Genomic DNA, 15,024 nt, shown 5'->3' with positions numbered 1-15,024 from the left:
GGCATATATGGTGCCGCAAAACTAATTGTGACAGCCCCAACTACAGCTCCGACTAAACCTGTGAAAAAATAACCTTTTTTACTGCCTGATTTTCTCACTTCTCTCGTTTCACTATGCTCTTCATTTAAATTTGGTCCGTCGTAATATCCCATGTTTACTTCCCCTCTCTGGTGAATTCATATTTTCAGTATAGTCACGTTTTGTGTCCTTCTTGTGAACTCATCGTGAAATCCAATTAAAAAAATACTCTTATCTAACATTGTAGACAAGAAATGTATTTTTTGTACATTCTACCTGCCAAAGAGGATATAAAATCGACATTTCCCTAGGCTAAAGTACACAATCCGTTACAATTATTCTTCAAACTTATAACCAACTCGAATAACAGTACCAATATGCTTCGCTTTATCTCCTAGCTTATTTCGTAGTTTTTTAATATGAGTATCAACCGTTCGGTCATCACCGTAATAGTCATATCCCCACAACTGATCTAATAAATGTTGACGTGACAACACAATTCCTTTGTTCTCCATTAAATAAACAAGAAGTTCAAATTCTTTATGTGTCAATATAATTTCTTCTCCATCTACTAAAACGGTTCTAGATAGACGATTCACTTCTATTCCAGCTAGAGACATAGCATTTTCTTCTGCTACTCCTACCACGCCATCCGCACGTTTTAATAATGTCTTCGCGCGAGCTACTAACACTTTCGGGCTGAAAGGTTTTGTTACATACTCATCCGCACCTAATTCGAACCCTAGTAATGTATCATCTTCATCCGAACGTGCTGTTAGCATAATAATTGGTACTGCTGATTCTTTTCTAATTCGTCTACAAACAGACCATCCATCTATTTCTGGTAACATAATATCTAACATAATTAAATCAATTTCATGCTCTGCAAATAATTCTAGCGCTTTTTTTCCGTCTTCTGCTTCGATCACTTCAAAGCCTTCGTTACGAAAGTAATCACTAACAATTTCACGTAATCTTCTTTCATCTTCAACAAGTAATACTGTTTTATTCATATCATCTATCCCGCCTTTTTACTCTTTCAATCGAATAATACGTTGATTGGAGCTTCCGCGAAATGGAAGTGTTAAATCTTTTTTCTCGATTTCAAATCTTCCATCGACTAAAACATCCCCATAATGTAACAACTCTATCATATCATTATTTTGAGAACTCTGTATCTCTTCTAACGTATAACCTGTATACATCCATAGATTTTTTTTCAAATCTTTTACAGCTTTTGCTACTTTTTTCACTTCAGCAGCTTGAAAAAACGGATCCCCACCTGAAAATGTTACATCAGTTAATGGATTACTTGCAATCTCTTTCACAATTTCTTCTACTGTCATTTCAGTTCCATTACAAATATTCCACGATTTCGGATTATGGCAACCGAAACAACGATGCGGACAGCCCGCAAAAAACACGACTGTCCGCAATCCTTCTCCATCTACTACACTATCATGAATGATGTTCATCACTTTCATTTATGCTTCACCCGATCCATCTCTTCACTACGTTTCGCACTATTCCACTTCGACATATCTCCTACAAGATAACCTGTTATGCGGCGAATTCTTTCTATATTGGCCTCATCTTCATTTCCGCAGCTTGGACATTCATTTCCGATAACTCCGTGATAATTGCAGCACTTACAACGGTCAACAGGATGATTAATTGAACCGTATCCAACACCATTCTCTGCCATCGCTTGCACAATTTGTTTTAACGCCTTCTTGTTATGCATAGCTGCTCCGTCTAGTTCAATATACGTAATGTGCCCCCCGTTACATAGAGCATGGAAAGGTCCTTCTAAACGAATTTTATTTATCGCTTGCATGTTATAGTAAACTGGGATATGGAATGAATTCGTATAATAATTATGGTTCGTTATACCGCTAATCACGCCAAATTCTTCCCTATCCTTTTTCACAAACTTCCCTGATAACCCTTCTGCAGGAGTTGCAATGACTGAGAAATTCAGTTCATGTTCTTCTGTCGCTTTATCCATTCTATCTCTCATAAAGGAAATAATTTCATATCCGAGTTTCCATGATTCTTCATCTTCTCCGTGATGCTTTCCTGTTAAAGCTACTAAACACTCCGCAAGACCGATAAAACCAAGACTTAACGTCCCTTGCTTTAAAATCGATGCTACAGAATCTTCAGGCTGTAACTTTTCTCCACCGCGCCACACGCCCTGTGAATATAAAAATCGAAAATCTCTTGCTCGCTTCGTACATTGATACTCAAATCTCTCTAATAATTGCTGGATTCCTACATCTAAGTAATAATTTAACGCTTCAAAAAACGCTTCTTGTGAACCACTAATGAGTGCTAATTTCACTAAGTTAATGGACGTAAATGATAAATTCCCTCTTCCAATCGCCGTTTCTTCTCCATGTATGTTAGACATAACACGAGTACGACATCCCATGTAACATACTTCACTTTCCGGTCTTCCATCATAATGCACAGCATTAAATGGCGCATCTAAAAATGAAAAGTTAGGGAATAATCGTTCAGCCGTTGTCTCTAACGCTAATTCAAATAAATCATAGTTCGGATCGCATTCTTCAAAATTCACACCTTTTTTCATTTTAAAAATTTGAATAGGAAAAATTGGTGTTTCCCCTTTACCAAGACCAGCTTGTGTCGCTTTTAAAAGTTGTTTAATTAAAAGTCTTCCTTCTTTCGATGTGTCTGTTCCATAATTAATAGAAATAAACGGTACTTGCCCCCCGCCCCTACTATGCATACTATTTGAATTATGAATGAAAGCTTCACAAGCCTGATACGTATCATTTTCTGTTTCTTTCCACGCAAATTCTTCTATTTGTTCTTTCGTAAGCGGATATGACTGTAATCGTTTCTTATGTCTCTCTACTGTTTTTCTCACATATGGAGCTAAATCGACATCAAAGAGTGCAAACGATTGACCACCATGCTGCATATTTTGATTCGCTTGAAAAATAATAGATGAAAGAGCTAATGCACTTTTAATGTCTTGCGGTTGTCTCATATGTCCATGTCCGGTATGAAAACCGTTCGCAAGCATTTGCGCTAACGGAATTTGTGAACAAGTTGTCGTTCCTGTCGCATAAAAATCTAAATCATGTGGATATAATATATTTTCATTTATCGCTTTTTTCACTTGATCTGACAATAAATTTTCAACAGCGTAATATTTCGCACTCTCAGATGCGAACGTTCCCATTACTCCCATCGGAGAGCGGCCATCTACATTTGCATTTTCTTGCATTAAATCTTGTTCATTTCCGTGGACTATTGTCTTAAACACTTTCATTAATTCTTCTTCTCCACGTGTATTATTTTGTAACATTTATAACCCTCCACCAATATGTTGTTGTCTTTTGATTAAAATGTTACTACATATAGTCTTAGTGTTTCTGTGAGAAATGTAACATTACTGTGAAATTTTTTTCACGAAATAATGAATTTTTCATTTACAAAAAAGAAATGTGCTCTTTACAAATGTATGGTACAATATACGGGAAAAACTCTTTTTACCCTTTATCAACACATTTGAATAAAGGAGACTGAACTTATGGTTACTACATATCTTTTATTTATCGTTGCCTACTTACTTGGCTCGATTCCATTTGCACTAGTCGTTGGAAAGATTGGTTATGGAATTGACATTCGTGAGCACGGAAGCGGTAATTTAGGCGGAACAAATACATTCCGCACACTAGGGAAAAAAGCAGGTTTTATCGTTACAATTGCTGACATTTTAAAAGGTACATTAGCAACGAGTCTACCGATTATTTTCGCGTTAGACGTTCATCCACTATGGTTCGGATTAGCAGCTGTTCTTGGACATGTGTATCCGATTTTCGCGAAGTTCCGTGGTGGTAAAGCAGTTGCAACTTCTGCTGGCGTGCTATTATGCTACTCACCAGTTGTTTTTGCAATATTAGCTGTTGTCTTTTTCAGCCTTTTATTTACAACAAGATACGTATCACTTTCTTCTATGGTAACAGCTGTTGTTGCCGTTATTGCATCAATTGTTAGCGGGGATAAAATCTTCATTATTGCGATGTGTTTATTAGCAGGTATGGTTATTTATAAACACCGTGCAAATATTGGACGAATTATAAATAAAACTGAACCGAAAGCAAACTTTTCAAAAAAGCAAAAATAAGATCGTAACCCACATAACGCAAAAAGAAAACGTGAAGCATATTAATAGCGTCTTTTTGCGTTATTTTTTATACTAAAGAAAAAGCAACATAATTTGGAGGAACTATACATGAATCTTTCCGTAACAAAAGAAGCAGCACAATGGTATAAAAACGAATTAAACTTACAATCGGGTGAAACACTGCGCCTTTTCGTACAATACGGCGGGTGCAGTACTGTGCAAAAAGGACTCTCTTTAGGTATTCGTAAAGATGATCCTGCACATCCTGCTGTACAAACTCAAGAAGAAGGTATTAACTTCTTTATTGAAGGCGATGATGAGTGGTTCTTCGATGGACATAATTTATCTGTTACATTTAACGACGGTGATGATTTCCCGCAATTTAATTATGAAAAATAAAAAAAAACGTGGCATCTGCCACGCTTTTTTATTTTTTCTTAATTTCCTCATATTTCGCATACCACTCTGGATATAACTTTTTAAATGATACGGGCCTGAACCCTTCTTTTTTCGCACAAATATTTGTCGTACTTGCAGTAATACAAAGTTCACCTTCACCATTATATATTTCATAACCATATACAACGCGAAGCGGGCTCACAGTGTCCACCCACGTTTTCACAATTGCTTTTTCACCGTAACGCATCGCTTTACGATATGAAATTTGCAAGTCTAACACAGGAGAAATAATTCCCTCTTTCTCCATTTCAACATATGAAAACCCTAAATCTTGTATAAGTTTCGTGCGACCTAATTCAAGCCACACCAAATAGTTTGAATGGTAAACAACACCCATTTGATCTGTTTCCGCATAACGGATTTCAACTTCATGTTCTGCTACAAACATATGTATATTCGCCTTCTTTCACTTCTGCTACCTTGCATACATTTAATCATAATACAGCGGAATCAAAAATAAAATAAAAACAGTGAATCTTTTCCCGAAAGGAGCAAGCACATGATTCAAATTGTAACGGTTCGTAGCGGTGATAGCGTATATAGCTTGGCATCAAAATATGGATCAACACCTGACGAGATAGTAAAAGACAATGGATTAAATCCAGCTGAAACACTCGTTGTTGGTCAGGCTCTGATCGTGAATACGAAAGGGAATAATTATTATGTACAGCCTGGCGATAGCCTATATCGAATCTCTCAAACATATAACGTTCCTCTCGCTAGTTTAGCTAAAGTGAATAACTTATCTTTAAAATCCATTCTCCACGTTGGACAGCAATTATATATACCGAAAGGGACGAAACGTGCAGTAGAATCCATCGCTTATTTACAACCTTCCACTATACCTATTAAAGAAAGTTTAGTTAATGCTACACGTGCTATTAATCCATTTTTAACATACTTAGCTTACTTCAGCTTCGAGGCAAAAAGAGATGGTACGTTAAAAGAACCAACTGAAACAGCTAAAATCGCTAATATTGCAACGCAAGGTAATACCATCCCTATGCTCGTTATTACGAACATCGAAAACGGAAATTTCAGTGCCGATCTAACATCCGTTATTTTACGGGACGCAACAATCCAAAACAAATTTATTACAAATATTTTGCAAACTGCTGAGAAGTACGGTATGCGAGATATTCATTTTGATTTTGAGAGTGTTGCACCCGAAGATCGCGAAGCGTATAATCGTTTTTTACGAAATGTGAAAACACGCTTACCTAACGGATACACATTAAGTACAACGCTTGTACCGAAAACAAGTTCCAATCAAAAGGGAAAATTTTTCGAAGCTCACGATTATAAAGCACAAGGACAAATTGTTGATTTCGTCGTCATTATGACATATGACTGGGGATGGCAGGGCGGACCACCGATGGCAATCTCTCCTATCGGTCCTGTAAAAGAAGTACTTCAATACGCAAAATCTCAAATGCCTCCTCAAAAAATTATGATGGGGCAAAATTTATACGGATTCGATTGGAAACTTCCGTTCAAACAAGGGAACCCACCAGCAAAAGCAGTTAGCTCTGTTGCAGCTGTTGCACTTGCTCGTAAATACAATGTTCCTATCCGCTATGATTTCACAGCTCAAGCTCCACATTTCAACTACTTTGACGAAAATGGTGTACAACACGAAGTTTGGTTTGAAGATGCGAGATCTATTCAAAGTAAATTCAATTTAATGAAAGAACAAGGCATTGGCGGTATTAGTTATTGGAAGATTGGCTTGCCATTTCCACAAAATTGGCGTTTACTCGTTGAAAACTTTACAATTACGAAAAAGGGCTGACAAAAGTCAGCCCTTTTTTACTATTAAAAATCCGTCACAAAAAGAAGAATGATGACATTCTCCTTCTTTAACCGTTATCAACAATCGGTTGTTTACCCGTTTGGTCTTGCATTTGCTTTCCTTTATTGCCACCAGCTTTTTTTGATTGTGTTCCAATATGATTCGGTGCAAAGTCTTTTGAATTCTTTTTCGGATTACCCATTACTATCGCCTCCTTAACAGTAGTATCGTACTAGTGTTAAGAATTATTCAGCTTGCTTAAAAAGTTTCATTTCATAACGTTTTTCAATACGCTCTTCAATGCGATCGATTGCATCGCGATCGCTTAATAATTGTTGTTTATTTTCTTTCACAAGCTCGTCAAACGATTTACGGCGACTTCTTCTCATGCTGTTCACCCTCTCTCCTTCGCTTTCTTATTACATAGTATGAGCAAAGGAAAAACTATTTAATCAGATTTGCAAGAAAATTTTATGTTTTAATACTCCTAAAAAAACTCCGTGTACAACAAATCGTACACGGAGTTTTTCATACCATAATATTTAAATACTCTTTTAACTTTTCATCTGCATTCATTTCACTTTGTTTATAGTCACGCAGCGCTCGCAGTACGACATCATACTGTTCTAAAATATAACCTTCTAATTTCAAAACATCCTCTAAGCTATTCAGCATAATTCTCGTATTACCAACTTCACTTTTTAACGCAGGTTCACATTTTAAACTCGTACATATTTCTTTCACATCATCTTCTAATATGTCTGTTAATACGTATTTCTTTCGCCCTTTTACCTTTAATCTCATAACTGGATAAAAAGCTTTTATATCTAAATAGCTTCCTACATTCATGCAACGAATCCATTCAATATCACGTTTATTTCGTACAAGTATCTCTTTTACCGCTTCATATACTGCTGTTTCATCAAGTACTTCCGTATTCGATTTCCCTTTTGCCTCTACTTCAATAGATGCACATTTTTGATAAACAGTTGCACAAGTAATACAATCATCAAATGCATTATGAGAGCTCAAACGAATGCCAAGCATGCGCTTTAACGTTTCAAGTTTATGATTAGGCGCGTGCTTCATATATTTCTTTGCTAGAAACACAGTATCAATCACTTTATTTTGTGGTTCCGGTAAATCAAGCATATTCACATTACTTTTCAAAAAGCGCATATCAAAAGATGCATTATGAGCGACAATTACATTTGTATGTAAAAATGCTAAAAATAAAGGTAACACTTCTTCAATCGTCGGTGCATCCGAAACACGATAATTTGTAATACCTGTTAAACTCGTTATTCGGTCCGGAATTGGACGCTCCGGATTCACATAGGAAACAAATTGATCTACTAGTTCATGATTACGATATTTCACTGCTGCCACTTGAATGATCTTATCATTATAAGGATTAAATCCTGTTGTTTCAAAGTCAATTACAACATAATCTAACGGTAAGGATATATTCCCCACTCCAAATACACTCCTTTATCTTTCAACGTTTATATTTCTTTTATCATACCATGCAGTTATCACTACGTGAAAAAGAAAAGGCAGAAATGATTAGATTTCATCTCTACCTTTTCACTGTTATTTTAATTTGGCAATCCGTTTCTCCATCTCTTTTTGCGTCATCGGCCCAATAAACTTATCTTGAATGACACCTTTCGTATCTATAAAATACGAAGTTGGGATCGTAATGACTTTATAAGCTGTTGTTACATCAATGTTCTTATCCAATAAAATAGGAAAAGTAATCCCTTTTTCCTTAGCAAAATTACTTACCTTTTCTATCCCCCCGCCTTTTTCTGAAGGCGTATAATTTATTGCTAAAATTTCTACATTTTCTTTATGTTCTTTATAGAAAGCCTCCATATCTGGCATTTCTTGCTGGCAAGGCCCACACCACGTTGCCCAAAAGTTTAAAATCACTTTCTTTCCTTTTAAATCTGATAACTTTACATTCGTTCCATCTAACTTCGTTAATTCAAAGTCTGGCGCACTCTTCCCTATTTCAATACCATTACTTGCAATCATTTCTTTCATAGCAGCTTCACTTTTTGTTTGCTCCCCTTGTACTACCTGATCGTTTTTACCAAACTGTTCATAAGCTGCATATCCCGCTAAACAAAGTAACACTACAATAATCGTAAGCTTCCGCCACATTTTATATCACCCTAACGTATTTATCTTCTTTTAACATATTTATCAAAATACTATATACCTTATTTTAGCTTATACGGACAAGCTTGGAAATATTCACAGTCAAAATAATTAGAATATTCTTATTTAAAGTGCATTTTTTTCCTTTTTATCATATAATTAGAAAAATAAATGCAGTGTTGTTTATTTTCTTATGGACCTATTCACCTTTTTACTTTCGTAGTTATATAAACTTCAACAAAAGGGGGATTTTTTATGAATTCATTCGAAAAAATAACATTATATATTCTTAGTTTTCTTTTATACCCAATCGGTATTATTACATGGATCATTTCACTCTTTAGTAACGATCTTGAAAAAAAGAAAGTAGGACGTATTTGTCTCTACGTTTCTCTAGTCTCATTCGTCCTTTTCTTAATTCTTGGAATTGCAACTTTCCTTATGACAGCTACTTTTAACGTCGATCTGAATCATTCAGAATCTATCGAGTATCAAATAAATGACGCTGAATAAAGATAAGAGCATTGTTCTTATCTTTATTCACATCTCTTAAAAAATGAATGACTATTTATTAATTTTTCAGGACTTCCACATGCTACAATACTTCCTTCTTTCATGATGACAACGCGATTTGCTAGTATTACTTTCTCTACATCATGTGTCGCCACAATTCTCGTGACCTCGCCTCCCAGCCCTTCTATCATATCCCAAACAATTTCTTGATTGCTCGGATCTAATCCGGCAGTCGGTTCATCTAAAATAATAAGATTTGGATTTGAAACAATTGCTCGCAATAATGCAAGGCGTTTTCTTTCTCCTCCTGAAAACTCTTCACCGCTTTTATGTAGTACAGTTTGAAGACCTTCAGATAACCCCCTAACAATCGGCGTTACATTTACAAGTCCAGCATTTTTTTCGAACTCGTTTTCTATCCTCTCTTCCTCGAAATATATATTCTCTTCTACTGTCGTCCGAAAAAAACGAGGTTCTTGCCAAACTGTAGTCAATCGAGCCTCATTTCCATAATAAGCAACGCTACCGTTAGATGGTTTATACAATCCTGTCATTAATTTTAAAAGCGTTGTTTTTCCTGCACCACTTTCTCCCACAATAATAACGAGTTCACCAGGTTTAATTTGCAAATCAATATTATAAATTCTGCATTTCTCTTCATCATTCTCCTGAAATGAAACATTTGTTAACGTCATCCCCATCGCTCTTTCTACATTACTATTTGCCACTCGTTTATCTAAAAAGGAAAAAACTCTATTTGCCGAAGCAATTGCAACTTGTGTCATCATTAATAAATCGCCCACATAACGGACAGGGAAAAAGAGCATTTCAATTGTCGCTAACACTGCAACAAGTGAACCAACTTCTATTTCCCCCTTCATTATTTTTTGCACACCTATAATGAGAACAACGATATATGCTCCTGTTTCCATCACCGTTCCAACTACCCCAATGCAATGTTGCATCATCGTCTTCTTTACTTCTGTTTTATAAGATTGTGCTGTTACTCTCTTAAATAAGCGAATGGCCCATTTTTCTTTTTGTAAACTACGCAAATCTTGTACTCCTTTTACAAACTGTGACACCATCTCTACAACAGTTGACTGATTGTTTTGAGCAATACTTGCAATATTTCTTACCTTTTTCCCCATCAATATCGGAACCGTTGCACTTAAAAATAAAAACGGAGTTACCCACAATATAAATTGTATATCTATATGTTGTAGTGCTATGAACGCACCTACAAATTGCGCAATGGCGTGTATATATTCTATTAATATAGAACCATATAATCTGACCCAGTTTGGAATATCAGACACAACTAACGTCTCTAACTCTCCTTGTTTAATTTTCTCACTCTCTTCAAACGGTAATAAGAAAAAATGACGTAATACATCTATACGCTTCTCTCGTAGTATTCGCTGACTTGCTTTGGAGCTTACATAATCAAATGAAAGATTGTTTATCCACATCAACAAGCGACTTGCTGTAAACAAAGTAATGTAAAGATACGCTCCTTTCAGCTCTCGTTGAATCAGGTTATCTACAATTAGTCCCATGAATAGTGGACGGGAGAGATTTAAAATAGCTGCAAAAAGCCCACTGCATACAGCTGCTATTACTAATATTTTTTCTTTCTGTAACGGTAACAAAATTCTTTTATATTCTTTCATGACGTTTCCTCCATTGTTTATAGTAAAAAGAAAGGGATGAAACCAAATGGTTTCATCCCTTTCCATAAAGTGAAACTTTAATCAGTGGGGGTTTTCTTCATCCCCACTGATTATTAGTTGAACCAATCGGACTTTTATGGACAGTTGATCCCCCACCTAACTTCTTTGCTTTCGCTGCATTTTGAGGTGGGGGTCTTACTGCCCATTAAAGTCGGATAAAATAAGGAAGCTAACAGTTGTTAGCTTCCTTATCGTTCATTTTAATTATTTAGTTCGACACTTTAGACTCTTCGATTTTCTCACGAAGAACCATTTGCAGAATACCACCGTGACGGTAGTAGTCAATTTCTACTTCACTATCGAAACGAGCTACTACTTCAAATTGTTTTTCGTTGCCATCTGCATCAGTTGCAACTACTTTTACAAGATCGCGCGGTCTAACTGTTTTGTCAATTTGAATTTCAAATGACTCGTTACCAACAAGACCTAATGTTTCAGCACTTTCGCCATCTTTAAATTGAAGTGGTAATACGCCCATTAACACTAAGTTACTGCGGTGAATACGCTCGAAACTTTCTGCGATTACTGCTTTAATACCCAATAAGTTTGTACCTTTTGCAGCCCAGTCACGAGAACTTCCCATACCGTAATCTTTACCTGCAACAACTAGAAGGCCTGTGCCGTCTTCTTTATATTTCATAGCAGCATCATAGATTGATGTTACTTCACCAGTTGGCCAGTATGTTGTATATCCGCCTTCTGTTCCTGGTGCAATTTGGTTTTTAATACGGATGTTCGCGAATGTACCACGCATCATCACTTCATGGTTACCACGACGAGAACCGTAAGAGTTAAAGTCAACTGGTTGTACGCCGTTTTCTAATAAGTAGCGTCCAGCTGGTGTATGCTTACCGATTGAACCTGCTGGTGAAATATGGTCTGTCGTTACAGAGTCACCAAATTTACCAACTACGCGTAAGCCTGATAACGTTTCAACTTCACCTGGCTCTTTAGATAAACCTTCAAAGAATGGTGGATTTTGAATGTATGTTGAATCATTATCCCAAGTATATAAAGCTTCGTTTGAAGTTTGGATTTCATTCCAACGCTCATTGCTATTAAATACTTGTGCATATTCTTTTTTGAACAGTTCAGATGTAACAACGCTTTGAACTACATCTTCAATTTCTTTAGCTGATGGCCAAATATCGTTGAAGTAAACAGCATTGCCATTTGCATCTTTACCGATTTCATCATTTTTCAGGTCAATATCAACAGTACCTGCAAGTGCATATGCCACAACAAGTGGTGGTGATGCTAAGTAGTTCGCTTTTACAAGTGGATGAATACGACCTTCAAAGTTACGGTTACCAGATAAAACAGATGTTACTAATAAGTCGTTTGCTGCGATTGCTTCTTCTAATTCTGGCGCTAATGGACCAGAGTTACCGATACAAGTCGTACAGCCGTAACCAACTGTTTGGAAACCTAATTGATCTAAATATGTTGTTAAACCAGACTTATCTAAGTACTCTGTAACAACTTTAGATCCTGGTGCTAATGATGTTTTTACGTACTCAGGTACTACAAGTCCTTTTTCAATTGCTTTTTTCGCAACTAAACCTGCTCCAATTAATACGTATGGGTTTGATGTATTTGTACAGCTTGTAATTGCAGCGATTGCAATTGCACCTGTTTTCATCGTTACTTCTTTATCTTCTAATGTAACCTTCACTTCTTTATCGAACTCTTGCTCATTAAATCCAAGTCCTTGTGTTCCAACTGGTGCTACAACAGCTTTGTGGAACGCATCTTTCATATCTGAAAGTGGAATTAAATCTTGTGGGCGTTTCGGTCCAGAAAGGTTAGATTCAATTGTATTTAAATCAATTTCAACAAGATCAGTGTAAATTGGATCTTTGCTGTCTGCTGTATAGAATAAACCGTTTGCTTTACAGTATTCTTCAACAACTCGAATTTGCTCTTCATCTCTTCCTGTTAAACGTAAGTATTCTAATGAAATATCATCGATTGGGAAGAATCCACAAGTTGCGCCGTATTCTGGTGCCATGTTTGAAATTGTTGCACGGTCAGCTAAAGGCATGCTCTTTAGTCCATTACCGAAGAACTCAACGAATTTACCAACTACACCTTTTTGACGTAATACTTGCGTTACTTTTAATGCAACGTCAGTTGCTGTAGTACCACTTGGAAGTGTACCAGTTAATTTCACACCGATTACTTCAGGTACTGGGAAGTATGAAGGCTGTCCAAGCATTCCTGCTTCTGCTTCAATACCACCAACGCCCCAACCAAGAACGCCGATACCGTTAATCATTGTTGTATGTGAGTCTGTTCCAACTAATGAATCTGGGTATGCAATTAAGTCACCTTCAGCATTTTTCACAGCGTGAACAACTGGTGCTAAATATTCAAGGTTTACTTGGTGTACAATACCTGTAGCTGGTGGAACTGCACGATAGTTATCAAATGATTTTTGTGCCCAGCTTAAAAATTTATAACGTTCTTCATTACGTTTAAACTCTAAGTCCATGTTGAATGCAAGCGCGTCTGCCGTACCCGCTCTATCAACCTGTACAGAGTGATCAATTACAAGGTCTACAGTAATTTCCGGATTAATTTTATCAGGATCCCCACCCATGTCTGCCATTGCTTTACGAAGCGAAGCCAAATCAACAACAGCTGGAACACCAGTGAAATCTTGTAAAATTACACGAGATGGTTTAAATGGAACATCGATATCTTGCACATCTTTCGTTCCCCATTTCGCTAAATTTGTAACATGCTCTTCTGTAATTACACGTCCGTCTACTTGACGAAGTACTGATTCAAGTAAAACTTTCACGGAATATGGTAATTGAGATACGTTGCCAACCCCTGCGTTTTCAAGCGCTTTCAAATCATAATAATGATACGTTTTTCCATCTACTTCAAAAGTTGCGCGTGATTGAAATGGATTATGTTTGACCATTATGTTTCCCCCCTGTTAAACGTGACTAAGTTGTCTGAATATAAAATGTAGACAAACTTTTCAATACCTTACGATAATATCTTATTACAACTTTCTAAATAAGTAAATAATAAGAAACTTATAGATTATCATAAGTTTTCTTTATGTTTCTAAATTTGAATAGTGTTCATGCTCCTTATGAATACTATTACCATAAAGTAAAGTGCTCTATTAGCGCTTTACTTACAGTTCATACATACTATGAACTGCTCATCATTCAACTTACAAAAAAAGTTATAGAGGTGAAATAAAATGGGTAAAAGAAAAGCAAATCATACTATTTCAGGAATGAATGCGGCATCTGCACAAGGACAAGGTGCTGGTTATAACGAAGAGTTTGCAAATGAAAACTTAACTCCTGCAGAACGACAAAATAATAAGAAACGTAAAAAGAACCAGTAACGAAAAATCCCAAAAGGAACATTCACCTTTTGGGATTTTTTCTAATGTTTATAACGTAACAATTCCGAAACCTTTACGAATCGATAGCCTTGCTTTTGAAGCTCCGGTAAAATTTTTGCTAGCGCTGCTACTGTTTGACTACGATCATTTCCTCCATCATGTAACAATACAATATCTCCACTTTTAGCATTTTTCACTACATGATTTACAATGGATTCAACACCTGGATTTGCCCAATCACGTGGGTCTTGGTGCCATGACCATAGTACAGTTTGATACCCAGCTTCTTTCGCTGTTTTAAATACAGCATCGTTAATATATCCACCAGGTGGACGGAATAACAAAGGTTCTTTTACCCATTTTTCAAAATATTTCTTTCCATCTAAAATATCTTTTTTTAATTTTTCATCTGATGAACTATTCGCATATAAATGATTCATCGTATGATTTCCAATTTCATGTCCCTCTTTCAACACTTGTTTTACTAAATATGGATTGCGCTGCACTCGAAATCCGATCATAAAAAATGTTGCTTCCGCTTTATATTGACGTAATAAATGTAAAACTTGTGTTGTATAAGTTGGATCTGGTCCATCATCAAATGTAATGGCAATAATCTTTTCATTATTAGGTACTTCCCACGTTACATAGCCAGTTGGTTCTAGCTCTTTTCTGAGCAACATTTTCGCTTCCACTTTTTCCACTTGAAATATATGTACTGCGCATAGTAAAGAAAAAATTACTAAAAAAACTTTCTGTTTTAGCATAATATTCATTAAAGTAAGAGGTTGTCGAATACCAACAATCT

General features: G+C 36.2%; 16 protein-coding genes and 1 pseudogene. 5 read left to right on the top strand and 12 right to left on the bottom strand.

All coding sequences use genetic code 11. The features are described 5' to 3' along the window. The 4 genes and pseudogenes from MR079_RS07515 to MR079_RS07500 form a co-directional block, all read right to left on the bottom strand. Nucleotides 1-152: pseudogene (locus MR079_RS07515) on the bottom strand (serine protease); the annotation flags it as partial. A 201-nt stretch (nucleotides 153-353) separates the two neighbouring features. Continuing rightward, the gene (locus MR079_RS07510; RefSeq protein ID WP_001044683.1) at nucleotides 354-1,031 is read right to left on the bottom strand and encodes a response regulator transcription factor; all 678 of its coding nucleotides are present in this window, start codon (nucleotides 1,029-1,031) and stop codon (nucleotides 354-356) included. An 18-nt stretch (nucleotides 1,032-1,049) separates the two neighbouring features. Further along, nucleotides 1,050-1,502: an anaerobic ribonucleoside-triphosphate reductase activating protein gene (nrdG, locus tag MR079_RS07505; protein WP_000867061.1), complete on the bottom strand. Its 453-nt coding sequence runs from the start codon at nucleotides 1,500-1,502 to the stop codon at nucleotides 1,050-1,052. Beyond that, on the bottom strand, nucleotides 1,499-3,358 hold the full coding sequence (locus tag MR079_RS07500; protein WP_139866321.1) for an anaerobic ribonucleoside triphosphate reductase: 1,860 nt from the start codon (nucleotides 3,356-3,358) through the stop codon (nucleotides 1,499-1,501). The genes nrdG and MR079_RS07500 overlap by 4 nt, the downstream gene beginning before the upstream one ends. A 225-nt stretch (nucleotides 3,359-3,583) precedes the next feature. Here MR079_RS07500 and plsY point away from each other — a divergent pair, with 225 nt between their 5' ends. After that, on the top strand, nucleotides 3,584-4,180 hold the full coding sequence (gene plsY, locus MR079_RS07495; protein WP_000258966.1) for a glycerol-3-phosphate 1-O-acyltransferase PlsY: 597 nt from the start codon (nucleotides 3,584-3,586) through the stop codon (nucleotides 4,178-4,180). A gap of 108 nt (nucleotides 4,181-4,288) precedes the next feature. After that, on the top strand, nucleotides 4,289-4,579 hold the full coding sequence (locus MR079_RS07490) for a HesB/YadR/YfhF family protein (protein ID WP_001054449.1): 291 nt from the start codon (nucleotides 4,289-4,291) through the stop codon (nucleotides 4,577-4,579). 28 nt (nucleotides 4,580-4,607) lie between these two features. On the opposite strand, the gene MR079_RS07485 is transcribed toward MR079_RS07490, so the two are convergent. Then, nucleotides 4,608-5,027: an acyl-CoA thioesterase gene (locus MR079_RS07485; RefSeq protein ID WP_000495816.1), complete on the bottom strand. Its 420-nt coding sequence runs from the start codon at nucleotides 5,025-5,027 to the stop codon at nucleotides 4,608-4,610. A gap of 111 nt (nucleotides 5,028-5,138) precedes the next feature. On the opposite strand from MR079_RS07485, the gene MR079_RS07480 reads away from it, so the two are divergent. Continuing rightward, nucleotides 5,139-6,431, top strand: a complete 1,293-nt coding sequence (locus MR079_RS07480) for a glycoside hydrolase family 18 protein (RefSeq protein WP_000614837.1) — start codon at nucleotides 5,139-5,141, stop codon at nucleotides 6,429-6,431. A 67-nt stretch (nucleotides 6,432-6,498) separates the two neighbouring features. Here the strand turns inward: MR079_RS07480 and sspN are convergent, their stop codons facing one another. The 4 genes from sspN to MR079_RS07460 form a co-directional block, all read right to left on the bottom strand. Next, nucleotides 6,499-6,633: an acid-soluble spore protein SspN gene (sspN, locus tag MR079_RS07475; RefSeq protein ID WP_000527987.1), complete on the bottom strand. Its 135-nt coding sequence runs from the start codon at nucleotides 6,631-6,633 to the stop codon at nucleotides 6,499-6,501. Between the two features lie 43 nt (nucleotides 6,634-6,676). Beyond that, complete coding sequence (locus MR079_RS07470; RefSeq protein WP_001254697.1) at nucleotides 6,677-6,820, bottom strand: FbpB family small basic protein; 144 nt, start codon at nucleotides 6,818-6,820, stop codon at nucleotides 6,677-6,679. Nucleotides 6,821-6,959: 139 nt separating this feature from the next. Continuing rightward, complete coding sequence (locus MR079_RS07465) at nucleotides 6,960-7,907, bottom strand: 3'-5' exonuclease (protein WP_242293785.1); 948 nt, start codon at nucleotides 7,905-7,907, stop codon at nucleotides 6,960-6,962. 117 nt (nucleotides 7,908-8,024) lie between these two features. Next, entirely contained in the window at nucleotides 8,025-8,600 is a 576-nt protein-coding gene (locus tag MR079_RS07460; protein ID WP_139866323.1) for a TlpA family protein disulfide reductase, read from the bottom strand. 252 nt (nucleotides 8,601-8,852) lie between these two features. On the opposite strand from MR079_RS07460, the gene MR079_RS07455 reads away from it, so the two are divergent. Further along, complete coding sequence (locus tag MR079_RS07455) at nucleotides 8,853-9,110, top strand: hypothetical protein (protein ID WP_001083879.1); 258 nt, start codon at nucleotides 8,853-8,855, stop codon at nucleotides 9,108-9,110. A 23-nt stretch (nucleotides 9,111-9,133) separates the two neighbouring features. On the opposite strand, the gene MR079_RS07450 is transcribed toward MR079_RS07455, so the two are convergent. Both MR079_RS07450 and acnA read right to left on the bottom strand, forming a co-directional pair. Then, on the bottom strand, nucleotides 9,134-10,783 hold the full coding sequence (locus MR079_RS07450) for an ABC transporter ATP-binding protein (protein ID WP_242293784.1): 1,650 nt from the start codon (nucleotides 10,781-10,783) through the stop codon (nucleotides 9,134-9,136). A 268-nt stretch (nucleotides 10,784-11,051) separates the two neighbouring features. After that, nucleotides 11,052-13,775: an aconitate hydratase AcnA gene (acnA, locus tag MR079_RS07445; protein WP_242293783.1), complete on the bottom strand. Its 2,724-nt coding sequence runs from the start codon at nucleotides 13,773-13,775 to the stop codon at nucleotides 11,052-11,054. A 291-nt stretch (nucleotides 13,776-14,066) separates the two neighbouring features. Here acnA and sspO point away from each other — a divergent pair, with 291 nt between their 5' ends. After that, on the top strand, nucleotides 14,067-14,216 hold the full coding sequence (sspO, locus tag MR079_RS07440; protein ID WP_000518052.1) for an acid-soluble spore protein SspO: 150 nt from the start codon (nucleotides 14,067-14,069) through the stop codon (nucleotides 14,214-14,216). Between the two features lie 41 nt (nucleotides 14,217-14,257). On the opposite strand, the gene pdaB is transcribed toward sspO, so the two are convergent. Beyond that, on the bottom strand, nucleotides 14,258-14,983 hold the full coding sequence (pdaB, locus tag MR079_RS07435; protein WP_123805654.1) for a polysaccharide deacetylase family sporulation protein PdaB: 726 nt from the start codon (nucleotides 14,981-14,983) through the stop codon (nucleotides 14,258-14,260). Nucleotides 14,984-15,024: the final 41 nt, after the last annotated feature.

Origin of the sequence: Bacillus cereus group sp. BfR-BA-01381, assembly GCF_022663555.1 — a bacterium.
Classification (GTDB): Bacteria; Bacillota; Bacilli; order Bacillales; family Bacillaceae_G; genus Bacillus_A; species Bacillus_A pacificus.
The sequence above is the reverse complement of the archived record's forward strand: the minus strand, read 5'-3'. Positions and strand labels throughout refer to the sequence as shown.